This is a genomic window from Streptomyces sp. S3(2020), from assembly GCF_013044505.1.
Lineage (GTDB): Bacteria > Actinomycetota > Actinomycetes > Streptomycetales > Streptomycetaceae > Streptomyces.
Genome location: NZ_JABERD010000181.1, coordinates 1 through 19,322, shown reverse-complemented (window position 1 = coordinate 19,322; position 19,322 = coordinate 1). Strand labels below are relative to the sequence as shown.

Sequence of the window (19,322 nt, the reverse complement as noted above, 5' to 3'; positions counted from 1 at the left end):
CCCCCGAGGAGACCCCGATGACCCCCGGCTCGGCGAGCGGGTTGCCGAACACGCCCTGCATCAACGCGCCCGCACACCCCAGCGAGGCCCCGACGAGCAGCGCGAGCACGATCCGCGGGAACCGCACGTTCCACAGCACCGACTCGGCGACCCGGTCCAACTCGCCGCCCCCGAGCCCGAGTCTGTGCTGCACGGAGCCGAGGACATCCCCGACCGGGATCGGATAGGCCCCGACACCGGCCGCAACCGGCACGAGGACGAGCAGCCCCACGACCAGGGCGACGGTCAGCACCCAGGCGGCCGAACGCCGTCTCCGTGGCGGCGATTCGGCCGTGCCGTCCGCCTGCGTCTCGGTCTTCTCCAGTACGGTCACGCCCCACCGTCCTTCTTGTACAGCTGCTCCACGACCGACTTCAGCACCTGGTCGGTGCGCGGCCCGTAGTTGAGGAGGACCCCGTCCTCGACCGAGACGACCCGGCGGTCCATCCCGGCCGGGGTCTGGGCGACTCCGGGGATCCTCACCAGTCCGTCGATGCCGCCGACGGACTCAAGTCCCTTGGTCATGACGAGAATCGCGTCGGGTGCCGCCTTCACGAGCGCCTCGCTGGTGATGGCGGTGAAGTCCTTCTTCAGCCCCGATCCGGCCCCGGCGTCGATCGCCCCGGCCGCCTCGATGAGGGAGGTGGCGCCGGAGCCCTGGCCGCCGATGAGGTACACGGACGCGGAGCCGCGGAGGTAGAGGAAGGCGACCCGGAGCTTCTCGGACGAACGCGGAACTTCCTTGCGTACGGCGGCGATCCGCTGCTCCGAGCGTTCCGTCAGCTCCCGGCCGGCGTTCGCCACACCGAGCGCGTCGGCGACGGTCCGGATGCGGGTGCCGACGTCGTCGAGCCCGTCCGCCGGGTCGACCACGAGCACCGGGACGCCGGCGGCACGGATCTGCTCCACCGCCTCCTCGGGGCCGGTCGTGGTCTCGGCGAGCACCAGATCGGGCTTGAGCGACAGCACGCTCTCCGCGGAGACGTCGTGGCCGCGGGTGACGACGGGCAGTTCGGCGGCCTGCGTGAACGTGGCGGTGATGTCACGGGCGACGACCCGCTCCCCGAGCCCGAGTGTGAAGACGATCTCGCTGAGGCTGCCGGAGAGCGGCACGATGCGGTCGGCCCGCTCGACGGTCACCTGCTTCCCGTCGGCGGAGTCGACGGTGACGGGGAGCTCGGGGGCGGGGGTGTCGGCGAGGGGCTCCACCGCGTTGCCGCTCGCCTTGGAGGCGGTCGGAGTCGCCGCCGTCGCACCGCCCCCGCAGCCCGTGGCCGTCGTCAGGGCGAGCACCGCCAGCAGCGCACCCGCCAGTCGTGTACGTACGCGTCGCACCGCAGGGCCTTCCTCTCCGCGCCGTCTGACGTGCGCTTTCTTCCTGTGGGTCGGCTGTGTCCGCTTCCGGGTCTACCGGTCGGAGGCCGTTGTAGCTTAGGTTAGCCTTACCTCGCCTGGCCAGAAATCATCGGATGCTGGCGGGATCTTGACTGTGCCCGGAGGTCGACCATGTCCCCACCCCCGCGACCGCGCCTGTACGGCGGTGTCGCCGCGCTGTGCCTGGCCGTTCTGGGAGCCCTGCTCCCGGCGGGCTCCGCACACGCCGCGAGCCGCACCGTGCAGGGCGGCCGGCTCGACTGGGGCATCAAGGCGTCCTTCCAGAGCTATGTCACCGGCCCCATCGCCAAGGGGAGTTACTCCCTGACCGGCGGTGCGGCCACGGTCGGCAGCGGGGCGTTCCGCTTCCACTCCGCGACCGGCTCCTACGACGGCGACACCGGCGCCTTCAGCGCCGCCTTCTCGGGCGGGGTCCACTTCCTCGGCCACAGGACGGACGCCGGCAGCTACCAGCTCGACCTCACCATCAGCCGCCCCACCGTCCGCATCACCGGCTCCTCCGGGACCCTCTACGTGGACGTCACCAGCAAGGCGAAGGACACCGGGACGGTCACGACGTCCAGCCAGGTGCCCTTCGCCTCCCTCTCCCTGGGCGGCATCGACATGCGGGGCGGCGGCACCGCCGTCGTCCTCAACGACCTCCCGGCCACGCTCACTTCACAGGGCGCCAAGTCCTTCGCGGGCTACTACACGGCCGGGACCGCGCTCGACCCGGTGAGTCTGTCCGCGGACGTACAGGCGGCGAAAGCCTCCCCGACACCGACAGCGACGCCGACCGCCACCAAGTCGAAGTCCTCCGCGAAGAAGGACACTTCGGGCGACGGCATCGAGGACGGCGCCGTCGACTGGGGCGTGCGCCGCACCTTCCGCGAGTACGTCGTCGGCGACATCGCCAAGGGCGAGTGGACCCTGTCCGCGGGCGCCCAGGACGGCGGAGCCCTCTTCCGCTTCCCGGCCGGCGACGGCACCTATCGCGGCGGTGACCTGGAGGCCTCCTTCGAAGGGGCGGTGCGCTTCACGGGGGCGCACGGCCTCGACCTGAGACTGAGCGCCGTACGGACCACCGTCGAGAACGACAAGGGCACGCTCTACGCCGATGTCGTGAGCGCGGACTTCACCGGCAAGAAGGTCCCGCTGGTCACCTTCACCGCGAAGGACCTCAAGGCGAAGGACGGCCTGGTCCAGGTCACCGAGGCCCCCGCGACACTCACCGCCAAGGGCGCCAAGGCCTTCGCCGGCATGTACCGGGCGGGCACCGAGATGGACCCGGTGTCCCTCGCCGTCGCCCTCACCGACGACGCGGAACTGCCCGCCCTGCCCGACCTCGGCAGCACACCCACGCCGAGCGGAACCCCGGACGACCCCGACCCGGCGGCCTCGGCCGAACCGGTCGCCGCCGACTCCTCCGGCTCCTCCGGCGACGGCTTCCCCGTCCTGCCGATCGGTCTCGCGGCCGGTGCGCTGCTGCTGGCCGCCGCGGTGTTCGCGGTGATCCGCAGGCGCCGGGCGCGACCGGCGGAAGCGACCGCCACCCCCTCGGAAGAGGACTGAACCCCTTTACCCCGTCCGCCCGTCGGTCCTGCGCGCACGGCGGACCACCCATCCAAGGAGAACCCGGCCATGCCCGTCAGATCCCGTCGCCGCCCCCTCGCCCTCGCCGCAGCCGTCGCCACCGCGGCCACGGTCGGCGCCACCGCGCTCGCCATGGCCGGCGCGACCACCGCGTCGGCGGCCGAAGTCCCGCTCAGCGGCTACGAGTTGACGTGGGGTATCAAGCAGTCGTACCGCACGTACGTGACCGGCATGGCGGCCGGCGGCTTCACCGCCACGGACGGCGCGACGCAGGCCGCGGACAACGGAGTCTTCACGTTCACCGGGGGCACCGGCACCTACGACTCCACCGCGCACACCCTCGCGCTCGGCTTCAAGGGCGCCCTGAAGATCGAGTCGAAGCTGCACGGCTTCGAGATCTCCCTGTCCGACGTGAAGTTCGACAGCGCGGCGGCGGAGATCACCGCGGATGTGACGAAGTCCGGCACGACCACGCAGGACGTGCCGCTCGCCGACGTCACGGTCACCCGCACCATGGCGGACATGGAGACCAAGCTGACCAAGGAGGCCGCGGACGTCTTCGGCAGCGCGAGCTACGAGGGCGCGGCGGGCGACCCGCTGACCGTCGCCGACACGACGCCGTCCTCGTCGCCGACCCCGTCGGCCCCCACCTCGGACTCCGCGAGCCCCAGCGCCTCGACGCCCGCCTCCACGAGCGCGACCCCCTCGGCGCCGGCCTCCACGTCGTCGAGCGCCTCCCCGTCCGCCTCGGCCACCGAGACCGCCCCCGCCGAGGGCGACATAGCCGACGGCACGCTCGGCTGGGGCGTGAAGCAGTCCTTCCGCACCTACGTCGTGGACGGCGTCGCCAAGGGCGAGATCACCACGTCGGGCGGCGCGAGCCAGGCCGCCGGCAACGGGATCTTCACCTTCGTCAAGGCGACGGGCGAGTACGACACCGACGCCGACACCCTCTCCGCCGCCTTCGAGGGCGCGGTCACCTTCAAGGGCCACGAGGAGGACGGCGAGTACGGTCTCGACCTCACGCTGAGCGACGTCCACGCGACCCTCGACGAGGGCAGCGGCAAGCTGACGGCGGACGTGACGAGCCTCGGCGAGAAGACGCAGGACGTGGTCCTGGCCGACCTCAAGGCCGCGAAGTCCGACCTGACGGCGTCGGACGACGTCATCACGGTCGACGATGTCGAGGCCACCCTCACCGAGGCCGGCGCGAAGGCCTTCGGCGGCTTCTACACGGCCGGCACGGAACTCGACCCGGTCGACCTCGCGGTGGCGCTGACCGACGACGCGACTCTGCCGGGCGACGACGACTCGGACGCCACGAGCAGCCCGTCCGCCTCCGCGAGCACCTCCGGCACCACGGGCGGCACCACCGGCTCGACCACGGGCGGCATCACGGGCGGCCTCGCCAACACCGGTTCCGACACCCCCGTCGGCGCACTGGGCGCGGCGGCCGCGGTGACGGTGGCGGCGGGCGCGGGCGTCGTATTCGCGATGCGCAGGCGCCGCACACAGGCGTAGAACTGTCCCCGTGAACAGGGGACACAGGGAACTGCTGGGGCCGGGGCGGCTGGTACTGAACGTATCGGCCCGCCCCGGCCCGCCGGCGTTGCGCTTCGAGACGACGGGCGACGGCCGGATCCTGCTGCGGCAGGGCGAACGGCCCGTACTGCTGGGCCGCACGGGCGAGGGCTGCTGCCGCGAGCTGACCCTGCACGGCCTCGACGGCTACCGCTCCCCGCTGCCGCCGCTGCGCTCGGCGACGATGCGGTCGTCGGTCGACTGGACGCACCGGTACACACGGTGGCTGGAGGAGGCGGACGGAACCCCGCTGCGGGACGGACGGTGGGAACTGGCCCGGCGGACCGGCTTCCCGCCGGGCATCTGGACCGAGGACCTCGTGCGGGACTGGCCGAGCAGCAGCCTGGAGCTCGCCTGCGGAGGCGGCTGGCACGGAGTGCTCCCGCTCCGCGAGCTCTCGCCACCGGATGCCCCGCGCGTGAAGGCGTACCGCAGACACGCCCGCGAGGGCACCCTCGCGCCCGTCCTCCTGTGGTGGGTGGCCTTCCTCGACGGCTGGATGATCCTCGACGGCCACGACCGGGCGGTGGCGGCACTGGCGGAGGGAGAACAACCCCGGTGCGTGGACCTGAACCGGGTGCCCGACGACGACAAGTGGCGCCGGGCCGCCGAGAAGGTGACCCACGACCACGAGGCGCGGATACGAGAGCTGGCGGCACGCCCCGACGAACCGGGCCACGCACGCCGGCTGGCCGCCATGGAACGGGAGCACGCCGAGCTGATCGCCTCGCTTCCGTACGGCATGCCCCGCACCGACTTCTGGCCCCTCCCCGGCGGAGCCAGGGCCTGGGACGACCTCGCGGGCCGCGCGATGCTTCAATTCCCCCGTGACTGACTACGACGTACTGCGCGTCTTCTGCGCGCCGAACGGCGGATACGGCAATGAACTCGGCGTCATCCGCGAGGGATCCGTGATGCCGGACCGTGAGGAACGGCAGCTGTTCGCCGCGAAGCTCGGGTTCAGCGAGACCGTGTTCGTGGACGACCCGGAGCGCGGGATCATCGACATCTACACGCCGACCCTGCGGCTGCCCTTCGCCGGCCACCCCTGCGTCGGCACGGCATGGCTGCTCGACGTGCCGGAGCTGGTCACACCCGCCGGCGTCGTGGGCGCCCGGCTCGACGGCGAGTTCAGCTGGATCGAGGCGCGGGCGCAGTGGGCGCCGCCGCGGACGCTCAGGAAGTACGCGACGGCCGCCGAGGTCGACGACCTGGACGTGCCGCCGAAGGGGGAGTGGATCTACGCCTGGGCCTGGGAGGACGAGCCCGCGGGACGGGTCCGCGCACGGGCGTTCCCCGGCCGCGACGACGGCATCGACGAGGACGAGGCGACCGGCGCCGCCGCCCTCCTGCTCACCGAACAGCTGGGCCGCGCCCTGAACATCACCCAGGGCGCGGGCTCACAGATCCTCACCGCCCCCCAGCCCGGCGGCTGGGTGGAGATCGGCGGCCGGGTGTACCTGGAGCGCTAGGCGCTCAGAGGGAACTCCTCGCCCAGGGCGCGGAAGACCGCGGTGTTGAGCGCGAACGCCTTCTTGCACTCGGTCACGATCCGCTGCTGCTCCAGCTCGTCGACCCGGACCCCGTCCAGCAGCTCCCGGTAACCCCGCTTGAACGCGGCGGGGTTGGCGATCCCCTCGAAGACGTAGAAGCGCACTCCGTCGCCCTTGCGTTCGAAGCCCCACGTCCGCTCCGCCTTGTCGCGGATGATCTGGCCGCCGGAGAGGTCGCCGAGGTAGCGCGTGTAGTGGTGGGCGATGTAACCGGCCGGCCACTCGGTGACGCACTCACGGACCCGGTCCGCATAGGCCTGCGTGGCCGGCAGCGCGGTCAGCCCGGTACGCCAGTCGGCGCCCCGCAGATGCTCCAGGTCCCGCTCCAGGGCGCCCAGCCGGTACAGCTCGGGCTGGATGAAGGGCCCGGCCACCGGGTCCGCGGCCAGTCGCCCGGCCCCGCTCTCCAGGGCCTCGTACACGAACCACAGCTGCTCGGTGTACCGCGCGTACGCGTCCACGCCCAGCCTGCCGCCGAGCAGGTCGCTCATGAACGACGAGGTCTCCGCCTCCACGTGCTGCTCGTGGGACGCGGTGCGGATGACTGTCGAGAAGGAGTCCATGCGGTACATCCTCTAAGGTAAGGCTTGCCTAAGTCAATAGGTTTGCCGACGCCCTGTCGGTAAAAGCGTACAAGAAAAGACCCGCCCCCAGCAGGGGACGGGTCGGGACGGGTCCTCGGGCCCGCTACCGGGATTCATTCGTGGTGCTCCGGGGTTCACACCGGGGGTGAAGCGAATCTCGTGCCTGCGACGCGGAGCGTCGCGGTGTCGTTCCGGCGGAGCCGGACTCTACTGCCGTGACGGTGACGGTTCGCTCGCATGTTCCCGGTGACGGTACCCGTTCGACCTGCCTAGTGTGATCGTCATGCAGCTCCGGTACGCCTTCAGGCTGTACCCGGACACCGGCCAGCAGAGAGCGTTGGCGAGGGCGTTCGGGTGCGCCCGTGTCGTGTTCAACGACGCTGTACGTGCCCGTGAGGACGCCAGAGCGGCCGGGCAGCCCTTCCCGGGGGCCGGTGAGTTGTCCACCCGTCTGATCACCGAGGCGAAACGGACCGTGGAGCGGTCCTGGCTGGGCGAGGTCTCCGCAGTGGTGCTCCAGCAGTCCCTGCGCGACGCCGAAGCCGCCTACCGCAACTTCTTCGCCTCCCTCAAGGGCACCCGCAAGGGCCCGAAGGCGGGTGCACCCCGGTTCAAGTCCCGCAGGGATGCCCGGCAGTCGATCCGGTTCACCGCCAACGCCCGCTGGAACATCACCGACAGCGGCCGGCTGAACCTGCCGAAGATCGGGGCGGTGAAGGTGAAGTGGTCCCGCACCCTGCCCACCGCCCCCACCTCCGTCACCGTGATCAAGGACAGCGCGGGCAGGTTCTTCGCCTCCTTCGTCATCGACACCGACCCCGCCGCCGACGCGAACCGGATGCCCCAGTCGGACCGGAGCATCGGTATCGACCTCGGCCTGACCCACTTCGCCGTCCTGTCCACCGGAGAGAAGATCGACTCCCCGCGGTTTCTGCGCCGGGCGGAAAAGAAACTGAAGAAGGCCCAGAAGAACCTGTCCCGCAAACAGAAAGGGTCGAAGAACCGGGCCAAGGCCCGTCTGAAGGTCGCCCGCGCCCACACCGAGGTCACCGACGCCCGCAAAGAGTTCCACCACCAGCTCTCCACCCGGCTGATCTCCGAGAACCAAGGAATCGCCGTGGAGAGCCTCTCGGTGGCGGGACTGGCGCGTACCCGGCTGGCCAAGTCCGTCCACGACGCGGGCTGGACGGCATTCGTGAACATGCTGGAATACAAAGCGGAACGGTACGGGCGCACCCTGGTCAGGATCGGCCGGTTCGAGCCGACCTCCCAGACCTGCTCCACCTGCGGCGTCAAGGACGGACCCAAGCCCCTCAACGTCCGGGAGTGGACCTGCACCGTCTGCGGCACCCTCCACGACCGGGACCACAACGCCGCGATCAACGTGAAGACGGCCGCCGGACTGGCGGTGACAGCCTGCGGAGCGCCGATAAGACCAGAACCCGTTCTGGCACAACGCGAAGAAACAGGAAGCCACGGATTCCCCACCGAACCCCGTGCCGCGTAGCGGCACGGGGTTCGGTGGGGAAGGCCAGAATCCACGCCTTTCAAGGCGAGGAGCATGTCAAGGCAGCGTCAGGATCTCGGCGCCGCTCTCCGTCACCACCAGCGTGTGCTCGAACTGCGCCGTGCGCCTGCGGTCCTTCGTGACGACCGTCCAGCCGTCGTCCCACATGTCGTAGTCATGCGTGCCCAGCGTCAGCATCGGCTCGATCGTGAACGTCATGCCGGACTGGATGACCGTCGTCGCGTGCGGGCTGTCGTAGTGCGGAATGATCAGCCCGGAGTGGAACGACGAGTTGATCCCGTGCCCCGTGAAGTCCCGCACCACCCCGTACCCGAAGCGCTTGGCGTACGACTCGATGACCCGGCCGATGATGTTGATCTGACGGCCCGGCCGGACCGCCTTGATCGCCCGGTTCAGCGACTCGCGCGTCCGCTCGACCAGCAGCCGGCTCTCCTCGTCGACATCCCCGACCAGGTACGTCGCGTTGTTGTCACCGTGCACCCCGCCGATGTACGCCGTCACGTCGAGGTTGACGATGTCGCCGTCCCGCAGCACCGTCGAGTCCGGGATCCCGTGGCAGATCACCTCGTTCACGCTGGTGCACAGCGACTTGGGGAAACCGCGGTAGCCGAGCGTCGACGGATAGGCGCCGTAGTCGCACATGTACTCGTGCGCCACCTTGTCCAGCTCGTCGGTGGTCACACCGGGGGCGATCAGCTTCGCCGCCTCCGCCATCGCCTGCGCGGCGATCCGACCGGCGATCCGCATCGCCTCGATGGTCTCCGGCGTCTGCACCTCCGGTCCGGTGTACGGCGTCGGCCCCGGCTTGCCGACGTACTCGGGACGACGGATGTTTCCGGGCACGGAACGGGTGGGGGACAGCTCCCCTGGTACGAGCAGCGACTGGCCAGACATGCCAGGGAGTCTAACGAGCCCCCGTGGGGGAACATGTCCCTGGTGAGAGGAGCTGGTCATGGCCCTGTTCAAGAAGCGCACGGTCGGCAAGCCGGGCGAGTGGTACTACTGCCTGGAGCACAAGAAGGTCGAGGAGGGGCCGGACTGCCCCGGCAAGGACCGTTTCGGGCCGTACGCCTCCCGGCAGGAGGCCGAGCACGCGATGGAGACCGCCCGCGAGCGCAACCTCGAGTGGGAGAACGACCCCAAGTGGCACGACGCCTCGGCGGGCGGCGCCAAGGACGACAGCTGAAGTGGTGCGCCGGTGACGGGCGGTGCCCGATCAGCGCGTACGGCCCGGTGACGATCCCGGCACCACGCTCGTGATCGGCAGCGCCCGGTCGCCCGGCCCGGCGCCCACGTGGCGGCTGATTCCGCGCGGGCCCGACGGCGGCCACTGAATCCGGGCGCCGACGGCGGGCGGCCCCCGATCAGGCCTCGGCCGCGGAGGCCACCGCCCCCCGCGCCGCCGTCCGCTGTTCCCGCACCCGCGCCGCGTGCTCGTCCGTCCGGGCGTCGTACGTCATCAGCTTCGGCAGGCACAGGGCCAGCAGCCCCACCGCGCCCGCGCACAGCAGGCCGCCCGACCACACCGACGCGCGCACGCCCCACCACGCGGCGAAGCCGCCGGCCCTGACCTGGCCGAGGGTCGGGCCGACCGAGTACGACAGCAGCTCGATCCCGGCGAGGCGGCCCCGTAGCTCGTCGGGGATCGTCTGGTTCCACATCACACCCCGGAAGACCCCGCTGACCATGTCGCAGCCACCGGCCACCGTCAGGAACAGCAGCACCAGCCACACGTTGCCCACGACACCGGCCGCAGCGATCGCCACGCCCCACAGCGCCGCGGCGAGGACCACCATCCGCCCGTGCCGGTGGATCCGCGCCGTCCAGCCGCTCGTCACGCTCACCAGCAGCGACCCGAGCGGGATCGCCGCGTACATCAGACCCAGCGACCACTCGGCGTCCAGGTCGTCCGCGAGGAACGGCAGCAACGCCAGCGGCATCGCCAGGAACATCGCGGCGAGGTCCACGGCGTAGGTGCCGAGAAGCTCCTTGCGGCTCCACGCGTACCGGGCGCCCTCCGCGATGGCCTTCAGCGACGGCTTCGCGGCCTCGTGCGCGGCGGGGGAGGAGGCGATCGGGATGATGAGCGCGACCGAGACCACGAAGGTCAGCAGGTCCGCCGCGTACGCCCAGCCGAGCCCCGCGTACGCCACCACCACACCCGCCACCGCCGGGCCCGCGACCCCGCCGACCGTCCAGCGGAAGGTGTTGAGGGACGCCGCGGCCGGCAGATGCTCATGGGCGACGATCCGGGGCCAGAGCGAGTCGAGGGCCGGGCGCTGGACCGAGACGAGCGCCGAGGACAGGGCGGCGACGACGTACAGCGGCCATACGGCAGGGCTCGGCATCAGCGCGTTGACCAGCAGCACCGCGCTGAGCAGCCCCTGCCCCGCCTCGGTCCAGATGATCAGCCCGCGCTTGTCCAGGGCATCGGCCAGCGCACCGCCGTACAACCCGAACACGATCAGCGGAACGAGCTCCACCGCACCGATCGCGCCCACCGCAGCCGCGGAGTCCGTGAGCTCCTTGATCTGCACCGGCAGCGCGACGAACGTCAGAAAACTGCCGAAGTTCGAGACCAGCCCCGACACCCACAACCGCCGGAAGTCGGCCGACGCCCGCCACGGGGTGAGATCCGGCAGGACGGAGCGCAGGCGGGACGGAGAAGGAGAAACAGGGGGAGCGATGTCGTCGTCGGTCACGACGGGTCATGGTCGGACGGGGTGGCAGGCGGGGGCAACCGAATTTCGGGGCGTGGAGCCGAGCGCGGGCGCAGCGCGAGTGCCGCACGGGCCCGCGGTCCGTGGCCGGGGGGTGCCATCCGCGCCGTGCCGGCGCCGCCCTACCACCGCGCCGGCGGCGGGGCCGTCAGCTGGTCCGTCAGGCGGGAGAGCCGGTCCCGGAAGCGGCGGCGCGCCCGTGGGGTCGCCAGGGCGTTCTCGCCCGCCGCCGCGCTCACCAGATGCTGGACGGTGTCGAGGCCGAGATCGGGGCCGTCCGGCACGGCGAGGGACTCATGGGCCATCGCCATCAGATCGCCGCCGTCGGGGCCGAGGGCGAGGACCGTCGCACCGGCCCGGCGGGCGTCGTGCACCCGCTCCAGGAGCGGGGCGCCCGGGCCCGCCGGGGACACGACCAACAGCGTCTCCCCCCGCCGCGCCGCCGCCAACCGGCCCAGGCCGACCGCCAGATGGGCCGGATCCGAGGGCCGCGCCTCATGCCGTACGAGCGTGGGGGCCAGCTCCGGGGTCCCCGACCAGGCCGCCTCGTCCACCAGATGGGCCGCCAGATGCCACGGCTCGTACTCCGGCGTCCCGACCAGCAGCAGACCCCCGCCGTGCGAGACCACCGAACCGCGCAGCACCCCGGCGAACCTCCGGGTCGCCCCCAACCACTCGGTCCCGGCGAGCACTTCGCGCAGCAACGCGACACGTACGGCGTCCATGAGCCCGGATCCTGCCGCAAGCGGCCACTCATGACCCGGAGTTCACTGCGAATTCGCCCGAACCGGGCATGGGAAGCGCGGTCGGTCTTCCGCGGGGGCAGGGGTGCATCGACATCGGCTTCCGGCAGGCGCCCGTGACGCGGCTCACCTGACCGGACGAGGCACGCGGGGCGCACGTAAAGTCGGCCCATGACCTCTACCGACAGTGCACAGAAGGCCCCTGCGAAGGACCCCTGGGACCTCCCCGACGTCTCCGGGCTCGTCGTCGGCGTGCTCGGCGGAACCGGCCCCCAGGGCAAGGGCCTCGCCTACCGGCTCGCCAAGGCCGGCCAGAAGGTGATCATCGGCTCACGCGCCGCCGACCGCGCCCAGGCCGCCGCCGACGAACTCGGGTACGGCGTCGAGGGCGCCGACAACGCCGAGACCGCCCGCCGCAGCGACATCGTGATCGTCGCCGTGCCCTGGGACGGCCACGGCAAGACCCTGGAGTCACTGCGCGAGGAACTGGCCGGGAAACTGGTCGTCGACTGCGTCAACCCGCTCGGCTTCGACAAGCAGGGCGCCTACGCCCTCAAGCCCGAGGAGGGCAGCGCCGCCCAGCAGGCCGCCGCGCTGCTCCCGGACTCCCGGGTCACCGCCGCCTTCCACCACCTCTCGGCGGTCCTCCTGGAGGACCCGGAGATCGACGAGATCGACACCGATGTGATGGTCCTCGGCGAGGTACGGGCCGACGTCGAGATCGTCCAGGCCCTGGCCGGCCGTATCCCCGGCATGCGCGGCGTCTTCGCGGGGCGCCTGCGCAACGCCCACCAGGTCGAGTCGCTGGTGGCCAACCTGATCTCCGTGAACCGCCGCTACAAGGCGCACGCGGGCCTGCGCGTCACGGACGTATGACCCGATGGGGGACACTGGACGACGACATCACCGGTGTCCCCCGACACCTTTCCCGTTTCCCGACAGGAGAGCCGCCCCCCATGCCCCGCCTCGCCCTCTACGCCCTGATCGTCTGCCTCCTCGCCCTGGCGGCGGCGGTCGTGTCCTTCGCCCAGGGCAGCTTCCTGGGGATCGTGTGGGTGCTGATCGTGGGGCTGTCCAGCAACATGTGCTGGTACTACGTGAAGCGCGGCAAGGCGGAGAAGTCCGTCACCCGTTGACCGAGCAGTAGTCGCTCGTCTGCCAGAAGCGGTAGAGGTCCTGACCGCAGTACGTCTGGCGGTCGCTGATGCCGAGCGAGGCGAGGATCGAGTCGATCACGTCGAAGAACACGTGGTTGACCGCTGGCCACCACAGCAGCACGAAGACGAACAGCAGGCCGAACGGCGCGAAGGGCTCCACCTGGCGCTTGATCTTGTACGACAGCCAGGGCTCGATGATGCCGTAGCCGTCCAGCCCCGGAATCGGCAGGAAGTTCAGCAGCGCGGCCGTCACCTGGAGCAGCGCGAGGAAGGCCAGCGCGAACCGGAAGTCCGTCGGCACCCCGTCCAGGGCGTCCAGCCAGAACGGTGCCGTGCACACGATCGCGAACAGCACATTGGTGAGCGGACCGGCCGCCGAGATCAGACTGTGCTTCCAGCGCCCCCGGATCCGCCCGCGCTCGATGAAGACGGCCCCGCCCGGCAGACCGATCCCGCCCATGATCACGAAGAGGACGGGGAGGACGATGCTGAGCAGGGCATGGGTATAGGCGAGAGGGTTGAGGCTCAAGTAGCCCTTCGAACCCACGGTGATGTCACCGCTGTGCAGAGCGGTACGCGCGTGTGCGTACTCGTGCAGACACAGGGACACGATCCAGGCGGCCGTCACGAAGAGGAACACGGCCACGCCGGGCTGCTCGGCGAACCCGGTCCAGGTGGCCCAGCCGGTCACCGCCGTGACGGCCAGGATCCCCACGAAGACGGGGCTGATCCGCCGGTCGCTGTTGCGGGCGGCTGTAGTGGTCATGGGGTTCCCCCGACTCTCGTACACGCTCTGGGACTGCCCGACCGTACCGGGCGTACGACGAAAACGTCTCGCGGTACCTCATCGGTTCCGTAGAAGGTGGGGGCATGGGGCTTTGGCATGTGCTGTACGAGGACCGGCGGACGGAGCGCTGCGGTACGCCGTTCTCCGTGCGGGACGAGGTGAGCCGGCCGCGGCGGTTCGCCGAGCAGGTGCCGGGCCCGCCCACCTGATCCGCCGCCCGCCGGAACCGACACGGCGCCCGCCCATGCCCGATCCCCGTGACTGCCCCCGAACCCACCAGAGACAATGGACCCCGTGCGCTATCGCATCCTCGGCACCACTCAGGCACTCCGTCCCGACGGCACCCCGCTCCCCGTCGGCGGCGCGCGGCTGCGCGCGCTGCTGACCGTCCTGGCGCTGCGGCCCGGCCGTACGGTCGCCGTGAGCCTGCTGGTCGACGAGGTGTGGGACGGTGACCCGCCCGCCGACGCGCAGGGCGCGGTGCAGGCGCTGGTGGGCCGGCTGCGGCGGGCTCTCGGCGCGGACACGGTCGCCTCCGCGGACGGCGGCTACCGGCTCGTGGCCGCGCCCGACGACATCGACCTGCACCGCTTCGACCGGCTGACCGGCGAGGGCACGCGCGCGCTCGCCGACGGCGACCCCGCGAAGGCGGCCGGCGTCCTCGACGACGCCCTCGCCCTGTGGCGCGGCCCGGTCCTCGCCGACCTGCCCGACCGCACCGCCGACGCGGCCCGCTGGGAGACCCGGCGCCTGGACGCCCTGCGGGCCCGCCACACCGCCGCCCTGGCCCTCGGCCACGCCCACCAGTCCCTGCCCGAACTGACCGCGCTGTGCGACAGCCATCCGCTGGACGAGCCTCTCCAGTCCCTGCGGCTGCGCGCCCTGCGCGACGCGGGCCGCTCGGCCGAGGCGCTGGCGGCCTACGAGGACGTACGACAGGTGCTGGCCGAGCAGCTGGGGGCGGATCCCGGGCCGGAACTGCGGGCGCTGCACGGGGAGTTGCTGCGGCCGGGGGCGTCGGGCGGCCAGGGCCCGGGCGTGCCAGGTCCGGCCGCCGAGGCGAAAGCCGACAGTGGCCGAGAGCTCTTCGCCGAGCCCGCTCCACCAGCCGCCGAACCTCCCGCTCGTGGCAACCTCCGGGCCCGCCTCACCTCCTTCGTCGGCCGTGAGGGCGACATCGAGGCGATCCGCGGCGATCTCGCGGCGGCGCGGCTGGTGACGCTGCTCGGGCCCGGGGGCGCGGGCAAGACACGGTTGTCGCAGGAGGCGGCCGAGACCGTGCGGTACGCCGCGCGGGACGGGGTGTGGCTGGCCGAGCTCGCGCCGGTCGACGATCCGGACGTGGTGCCGGAGGCCGTGCTGACCGCCGTCGGGGCCCGGGAGACCGTGCTGTACGGCGCGGGCGCGGAGGCGATGCGGGCCGTCAACGAGCGGCACGCCGACCCCGTCGAGCGGCTCGCGGAGCACTGCGGCAAGCGCCGGATGCTGCTGATCCTCGACAACTGCGAGCATGTCGTCGACGCCGCCGCCCGTCTCGTGGAGGAGCTCCTCGCGCGCTGCCCGCAGCTGACGGTGCTGGCCACCAGTCGTGAACCCCTCGGCGTACCGGGGGAGTTGCTGCGGCCCGTGGAGCCGCTGCCCGAGCCCGTCGCGCTGCGGCTGCTCGCCGATCGCGGGGCCTCGGCCCGGCCCGGGTTCCGGGTCGAGGCCGACGAGGAGACCGCCGCGGCCTGCGCGGAGATCTGCCGGCGGCTCGACGGACTGCCCCTCGCGATCGAGCTCGCGGCCGCCCGGCTCCGCATGCTGACGCCACGTCAGATCGCCGACCGGCTCGACGACCGCTTCCGGCTGCTGACCTCGGGCAGCCGTACCGTCCTGCCCCGCCAGCAGACCCTGCGGGCCGTCGTCGACTGGTCCTGGGAGCTGCTGGACGAGGACGAACGGGACGTGCTGCGGCGGCTGTCGGTCTTCGCGGGCGGCTGCGGCCTCGCCACCGCCGAGGCCGTCTGCGGTCCCGTCGCGCTGGAGGCGCTGGGCTCGCTCGTCGACAAGTCCCTGGTCGTCGCCGCCCCTTCGGGCGAGAGCGGTGAGATGCGCTACCGGCTCCTGGAGACCGTCGCCGAGTACGCGGGCGAGCGGCTCGACGAGACCGGCCGGCGCGGGGAGGCGGAGCGCGCGCATCTGACGTACTACCGCGAACTCGCCCGCACCACCGACCCGTTGCTGCGCGGCCCGGGTCAACTCCTCGCCATCGAACGGCTGGAGCGCGAGTACGAGAACCTGCGCACCGCCCTGCGGCACGCCCTCGCCGAGCGCGACGAGCAGGAGGCGCTCTGTCTGGGGCTGTCGCTGTCCTGGTACTGGCAGCTGCGGGACGCGCGGATCGAGGCCCGCAACTGGTACGTCGAGATCATGGCCCTCGGCCCCGATCCGTTCACCGCGCCGGTACGCCGGGCCGCCCCGGTCCAGCAGCGCTGCACCGACATGCCGCCCCCGCTGGCCGGCGAACTCCTCACCGAGGCCCGCCGCGGTGTCCACCTCGCCCATCTGGCGTGCATGGACACGGAGTTGGAGGCCTGGGAGACCCCGCAGGCCAAGGAGAAGCTGCGCATCATCACCGAGGTCTACGAACCCGGCCTGCCCCAGGTCTGCCGCGCCCCGGGCCTGCTCTGGTTCTACGCCGTGATGCTGAGCGGCGGTGCCGAGCGGCTGCCGGACATCCTCGAAGCGGCCGTCCGCACCTGCCGTGCGACGCCCGGTATGGAGTGGGAGCTCGCCGGCACCCTCCAGATGCGCGCCAACATCCTCGCCAACCGTGCCGACTGGGCGGGCGACGCGTCGCGTGACGCCGACGAGTCGCTGGCGATCTTCCAGGAGCTGGGAGATGCCTGGGGCACCGCCGAGGCGCTGTCCGCGCGCGGTGAGGCCCGTGAGCGCATCGGCGCCTACCTGGACGCCGCCGCCGACTACGAGGCGGCCATGGAGCAGGCCGCCCGGCTCGGCGCCCGCGCCCAGAACGCGGTGCTCCGGGCCCGGCTCGGCAGCGCGCTCATGGAGGCGGGCCAGAGCGAGCGGGCCGAACGGATCCTGCGCGAGGTGATCGCCCAGCAGGAGGGCGGGGGGAGTGAGGCCATGCCCGCCGCCCGGATGTTCCTCGCCGCGCATCTCGCCTTCACCGGCCGGACCGTGGAGGCGCGCGAGCAACTACGGCTGCTGCGCCAGGAGTTCAACATCGCCCACTTCGTCGTCTTCGACGCGTTCATCCTCGGTTCGGAGGCCTGGCTGGAGGCGGCCGACGGCTGCTGGCAGGCCTGCCTGGACAAGGCCCGGCAGGCTCTGGAGAAGGCCGACGATCCGCTGTCCGAGGCCATCGCCCCGTACATGCGGCCGCTGTACCTGTCGATCGCGGCGATCGCGCTGGCTGCACCCGACGGTGAGAACCGGCCCCGGGACGCGGCCCGCGTCCTCGGGACCGCGCGCGCGATGCTGCCGCCCGGCCATGTCGCGACCTCCATAGAGCGCGAGGCGTACAGCAGGGCCGAGCGGCAGGCGCGCGCCACGCTCGGCGACGAGGCGTTCGAGGCGGCACGCGCGGAGGGCGGCGGCCTCTCCCCCATGGAGGCCACCGCCCTGGTCTGACGCGCGCCGACGGGTCGACGTCAGCTCTTGGTCTTGAACTTGTGGATCGCGACCGGTGCCATGACCGCCGTGATCGCCACCGACCAGGCGAGCGTCACCCACAGGTCATGGGCGACGGGGCCGCCCACCATCAGTCCGCGTGCCGCGTCGGCGAGCGTGGACAGCGGGTTGTAGTCGGTGAACGCCTGGAGCCAGCCCGGCATGGAGCCGGTCGGCGCGAAGATCGACGAGCCGAACTGGAGCGGGAACAGCACCAGGAAGCCCATCGCCTGCACGGACTGCGCGCTCTTCATGATCACGCCCAGGGTGAGGAACACCCACATGATCGACGAGGCGAACGCGGTGGACAGCGCCACGGTCGCGAGCAGTCCGGTCCAGTTGGTGATGTCGAACCCGACCAGGACGGCGACGATCATCAGCACGGCGGTCGCGAACAGCATCCGCATCAGCTCTACGGAGATCTTCGCGAAGAGCACCGAGCCACGCCCGATCGGCAGGGACCGGAAGCGGTCCATGACACCGGAGTTGAAGTCCTGGCTGAAGCCGGTGCCGACGCCCTGCGAGAGCGTCATGCTCATCATCGCGATCATGCCGGGGATGACGTACTGCACGTACTGGTCCTGCCCGCCGCCCAGCGCCTGCCCGATCGAGCCGCCGAAGACGAACACGAACAGCAGCGTGAAGATGACCGGCATCAGCAGCGCGTCGGCCATCGACTCCGGGTCCTGGCGGATCCAGAGCAGATTGCGGCGGATGAGGGCGCTGGTGTGCCGCAGATGCCCGCGCAGCGGGATACGGACGTCGTCGGAGGCCGAGGCCGGGACGGGAGTGGTGGTGACGGTGGCGGCGCTCATACGGCGACCTCCTCGCGGTCGTCGGCCGGCACGACGTCCTGCGGGGCGCTCGCGCGGTGGCCGGTGAGGGACAGGAACACCTCGTCCAGGCTGGGGAGTTCGGTGGTGATGGAGGAGATCGTGACGCCACGCGCGGTGACCGCGCCGACCACCGCGGTCAGCTGCTCGTCGCTGAGGATCGGCACGAGGAGGGAGCCGGCGTCGGGGTCCACGGTGGTGGTGGCGAGGCCGGTGATGCCGAGGCTGTCGAGGTAGGAGGCGAGCGGCCGCAGCTGGAGCGGGTCCACGGGTCGTACCCGCAGGGTCCGCCCGCCGACCTTGGCCTTCAGCTCCTCGATGCCGCCGCCGGCGATGACCTTGCCGCGGTCGACGACGGTGAGCTCGTCGGCCAGCTGCTCGGCCTCCTCCATGTACTGGGTGGTGAGCAGGACGGTGACCCCGTCGCCGACCATCCGCTTGACCTCGTCCCACACCTCGTTGCGGGTACGGGGGTCGAGGCCGGTGGTGGGTTCGTCGAGGAAGAGGACGGCGGGCCGCCCGATCATCGACGCGGCGAGGTCGAGCCGCCTGCGCATACCCCCGGAGTACGTGCTCGCCGGGCGCTTGGCGGCCTCGGTGAGCGAGAAACGCTCCAGCAGTTCGTCGGCCCTCTGGCGGGCGTCCTTGCGGGGCAGGTCGAGCAGCCGCCCGATCATGTACAGGTTCTCCCAGCCGGGGAGCTTCTCGTCGACGGAGGCGTACTGGCCGGTGAGTCCGATGACCCTCCGCAGCTGGCGGGGCTGGCGTACGACGTCGTATCCGGCGACGGTGGCCGTTCCGGCGTTCGGGGCGAGGAGGGTGGACAGGATGCGGACGAGGGTGGTCTTCCCGGCACCGTTGGGCCCGAGCACCCCCATCACGGTCCCCTCCCGCACATCCAGGTCCACACCGTCCAGCGCCTTGGTGTCGCCGTAGTGCTTCACCAGCCCCCGCACGGTCACGGCGATGTCGGCGCCGTTGGGGTTCTTGTCGATTCGCGTCATGGGCAAGACGGTGTCAGGGCGTACCGACAAACCACCGACAGTCCGCCGACAGCCACCGACAGCCGCCGACAAGCTGTTTCTCGCCCCCGCCGCCCCTACCCGTCCCCTCCCTGGGGGCTGCGCCCCCAGGGAGGGGACGGGTAGGGGC

At 71.7% G+C, this 19,322-nt stretch carries 19 protein-coding genes; 10 read left to right on the top strand and 9 right to left on the bottom strand.

Going from position 1 to position 19,322, the window contains the following annotated elements; translation table 11 throughout:
- Both HLK59_RS37595 and HLK59_RS37590 read right to left on the bottom strand, forming a co-directional pair.
- On the bottom strand, positions 1–373 hold a 373-nt coding region (locus HLK59_RS37595; protein WP_171146119.1), incomplete at its 3' end, for an iron chelate uptake ABC transporter family permease subunit.
- The gene (locus HLK59_RS37590; RefSeq protein WP_171146118.1) at positions 370–1,374 is read right to left on the bottom strand and encodes an ABC transporter substrate-binding protein; all 1,005 of its coding nucleotides are present in this window, start codon (positions 1,372–1,374) and stop codon (positions 370–372) included. The genes HLK59_RS37590 and HLK59_RS37595, both read right to left, overlap by 4 nt.
- 171 nt (positions 1,375–1,545) lie before the next feature.
- Here HLK59_RS37590 and HLK59_RS37585 point away from each other — a divergent pair, with 171 nt between their 5' ends.
- The 4 genes from HLK59_RS37585 (at position 1,546) to HLK59_RS37570 (ending at position 6,059) form a co-directional block, all read left to right on the top strand.
- Complete coding sequence (locus HLK59_RS37585; protein ID WP_171146117.1) at positions 1,546–2,985, top strand: HtaA domain-containing protein; 1,440 nt, start codon at positions 1,546–1,548, stop codon at positions 2,983–2,985.
- Positions 2,986–3,054: 69 nt separating this feature from the next.
- The gene (locus tag HLK59_RS37580) at positions 3,055–4,527 is read left to right on the top strand and encodes an HtaA domain-containing protein (protein ID WP_171146116.1); all 1,473 of its coding nucleotides are present in this window, start codon (positions 3,055–3,057) and stop codon (positions 4,525–4,527) included.
- A 10-nt stretch (positions 4,528–4,537) separates the two neighbouring features.
- Positions 4,538–5,422 (top strand): hypothetical protein, encoded by an 885-nt coding sequence (locus HLK59_RS37575; RefSeq protein WP_346779903.1) that lies wholly within the window; start codon positions 4,538–4,540, stop codon positions 5,420–5,422.
- Positions 5,415–6,059: a PhzF family phenazine biosynthesis protein gene (locus HLK59_RS37570; RefSeq protein WP_171146115.1), complete on the top strand. Its 645-nt coding sequence runs from the start codon at positions 5,415–5,417 to the stop codon at positions 6,057–6,059. The genes HLK59_RS37575 and HLK59_RS37570 overlap by 8 nt, the downstream gene beginning before the upstream one ends.
- Here HLK59_RS37570 and HLK59_RS37565 read toward each other — a convergent pair.
- Positions 6,056–6,703 carry a biliverdin-producing heme oxygenase gene (locus HLK59_RS37565; RefSeq protein ID WP_171146114.1) on the bottom strand — a complete coding sequence of 216 codons (648 nt, stop codon included), beginning with the start codon at positions 6,701–6,703 and terminating at the stop codon, positions 6,056–6,058. The two genes, HLK59_RS37570 and HLK59_RS37565, sit on opposite strands and share 4 nt — an antisense overlap.
- 304 nt (positions 6,704–7,007) lie before the next feature.
- Here HLK59_RS37565 and HLK59_RS37560 point away from each other — a divergent pair, with 304 nt between their 5' ends.
- Positions 7,008–8,231, top strand: coding sequence for an RNA-guided endonuclease TnpB family protein (locus HLK59_RS37560; protein ID WP_171146113.1), 1,224 nt, complete (start codon positions 7,008–7,010; stop codon positions 8,229–8,231).
- Positions 8,232–8,288: 57 nt separating this feature from the next.
- Here the strand turns inward: HLK59_RS37560 and map are convergent, their stop codons facing one another.
- Complete coding sequence (map, locus tag HLK59_RS37555; RefSeq protein WP_171146112.1) at positions 8,289–9,146, bottom strand: type I methionyl aminopeptidase; 858 nt, start codon at positions 9,144–9,146, stop codon at positions 8,289–8,291.
- Positions 9,147–9,204: 58 nt separating this feature from the next.
- Here map and HLK59_RS37550 point away from each other — a divergent pair, with 58 nt between their 5' ends.
- Positions 9,205–9,438: a hypothetical protein gene (locus tag HLK59_RS37550; protein WP_171146111.1), complete on the top strand. Its 234-nt coding sequence runs from the start codon at positions 9,205–9,207 to the stop codon at positions 9,436–9,438.
- A gap of 178 nt (positions 9,439–9,616) precedes the next feature.
- Here HLK59_RS37550 and HLK59_RS37545 read toward each other — a convergent pair whose 3' ends face one another.
- A complete protein-coding gene (locus HLK59_RS37545) occupies positions 9,617–10,954 on the bottom strand; it encodes an MFS transporter (RefSeq protein WP_171146110.1) in 1,338 nt (445 codons plus the stop codon).
- A gap of 140 nt (positions 10,955–11,094) precedes the next feature.
- Entirely contained in the window at positions 11,095–11,697 is a 603-nt protein-coding gene (locus HLK59_RS37540; protein ID WP_171146109.1) for a hypothetical protein, read from the bottom strand.
- A gap of 189 nt (positions 11,698–11,886) precedes the next feature.
- On the opposite strand from HLK59_RS37540, the gene npdG reads away from it, so the two are divergent.
- Together npdG and HLK59_RS37530 are read left to right on the top strand one after the other, a co-directional pair.
- Entirely contained in the window at positions 11,887–12,591 is a 705-nt protein-coding gene (npdG, locus tag HLK59_RS37535; protein WP_171146108.1) for an NADPH-dependent F420 reductase, read from the top strand.
- 80 nt (positions 12,592–12,671) lie between these two features.
- Positions 12,672–12,851 (top strand): hypothetical protein, encoded by a 180-nt coding sequence (locus HLK59_RS37530; RefSeq protein WP_171146107.1) that lies wholly within the window; start codon positions 12,672–12,674, stop codon positions 12,849–12,851.
- Here HLK59_RS37530 and HLK59_RS37525 read toward each other — a convergent pair.
- Complete coding sequence (locus HLK59_RS37525) at positions 12,841–13,638, bottom strand: site-2 protease family protein (RefSeq protein ID WP_171146106.1); 798 nt, start codon at positions 13,636–13,638, stop codon at positions 12,841–12,843. The two genes, HLK59_RS37530 and HLK59_RS37525, sit on opposite strands and share 11 nt — an antisense overlap.
- Positions 13,639–13,742: 104 nt before the next feature.
- Between HLK59_RS37525 and HLK59_RS52135 the strand changes: the two genes are divergently transcribed.
- Together HLK59_RS52135 and HLK59_RS37520 are read left to right on the top strand one after the other, a co-directional pair.
- Entirely contained in the window at positions 13,743–13,868 is a 126-nt protein-coding gene (locus HLK59_RS52135; RefSeq protein WP_277349564.1) for a hypothetical protein, read from the top strand.
- Positions 13,869–13,944: 76 nt separating this feature from the next.
- Positions 13,945–17,298: a BTAD domain-containing putative transcriptional regulator gene (locus HLK59_RS37520; RefSeq protein ID WP_171146105.1), complete on the top strand. Its 3,354-nt coding sequence runs from the start codon at positions 13,945–13,947 to the stop codon at positions 17,296–17,298.
- 20 nt (positions 17,299–17,318) lie between these two features.
- On the opposite strand, the gene HLK59_RS37515 is transcribed toward HLK59_RS37520, so the two are convergent.
- Together HLK59_RS37515 and HLK59_RS37510 are read right to left on the bottom strand one after the other, a co-directional pair.
- Complete coding sequence (locus HLK59_RS37515) at positions 17,319–18,152, bottom strand: ABC transporter permease (protein WP_171146104.1); 834 nt, start codon at positions 18,150–18,152, stop codon at positions 17,319–17,321.
- Positions 18,149–19,174, bottom strand: coding sequence for an ATP-binding cassette domain-containing protein (locus tag HLK59_RS37510; RefSeq protein WP_171146103.1), 1,026 nt, complete (start codon positions 19,172–19,174; stop codon positions 18,149–18,151). The genes HLK59_RS37515 and HLK59_RS37510 overlap by 4 nt, the downstream gene beginning before the upstream one ends.
- Positions 19,175–19,322: the final 148 nt, after the last annotated feature.

Excerpts from the sequence above, each read along its gene's own strand:
- HLK59_RS37585 (WP_171146117.1), top strand. The coding sequence starts at position 1,546 with ATGTCCCCACCCCCGCGACCGCGCCTGTACGGCGGTGTCGCCGCGCTG.
- npdG (WP_171146108.1), top strand. The coding sequence starts at position 11,887 with ATGACCTCTACCGACAGTGCACAGAAGGCCCCTGCGAAGGACCCCTGG.
- HLK59_RS37540 (WP_171146109.1), bottom strand. The coding sequence starts at position 11,697 with ATGGACGCCGTACGTGTCGCGTTGCTGCGCGAAGTGCTCGCCGGGACC.
- HLK59_RS37520 (WP_171146105.1), top strand. The coding sequence starts at position 13,945 with ATGGACCCCGTGCGCTATCGCATCCTCGGCACCACTCAGGCACTCCGT.
- HLK59_RS37515 (WP_171146104.1), bottom strand. The coding sequence starts at position 18,152 with ATGAGCGCCGCCACCGTCACCACCACTCCCGTCCCGGCCTCGGCCTCC.
- HLK59_RS37550 (WP_171146111.1), top strand. The coding sequence starts at position 9,205 with ATGGCCCTGTTCAAGAAGCGCACGGTCGGCAAGCCGGGCGAGTGGTAC.
- HLK59_RS37565 (WP_171146114.1), bottom strand. The coding sequence starts at position 6,703 with ATGGACTCCTTCTCGACAGTCATCCGCACCGCGTCCCACGAGCAGCAC.
- HLK59_RS37580 (WP_171146116.1), top strand. The coding sequence starts at position 3,055 with ATGCCCGTCAGATCCCGTCGCCGCCCCCTCGCCCTCGCCGCAGCCGTC.
- HLK59_RS52135 (WP_277349564.1), top strand. The coding sequence starts at position 13,743 with ATGGGGCTTTGGCATGTGCTGTACGAGGACCGGCGGACGGAGCGCTGC.
- HLK59_RS37560 (WP_171146113.1), top strand. The coding sequence starts at position 7,008 with ATGCAGCTCCGGTACGCCTTCAGGCTGTACCCGGACACCGGCCAGCAG.
- HLK59_RS37525 (WP_171146106.1), bottom strand. The coding sequence starts at position 13,638 with ATGACCACTACAGCCGCCCGCAACAGCGACCGGCGGATCAGCCCCGTC.
- map (WP_171146112.1), bottom strand. The coding sequence starts at position 9,146 with ATGTCTGGCCAGTCGCTGCTCGTACCAGGGGAGCTGTCCCCCACCCGT.
- HLK59_RS37530 (WP_171146107.1), top strand. The coding sequence starts at position 12,672 with ATGCCCCGCCTCGCCCTCTACGCCCTGATCGTCTGCCTCCTCGCCCTG.
- HLK59_RS37510 (WP_171146103.1), bottom strand. The coding sequence starts at position 19,174 with ATGACGCGAATCGACAAGAACCCCAACGGCGCCGACATCGCCGTGACC.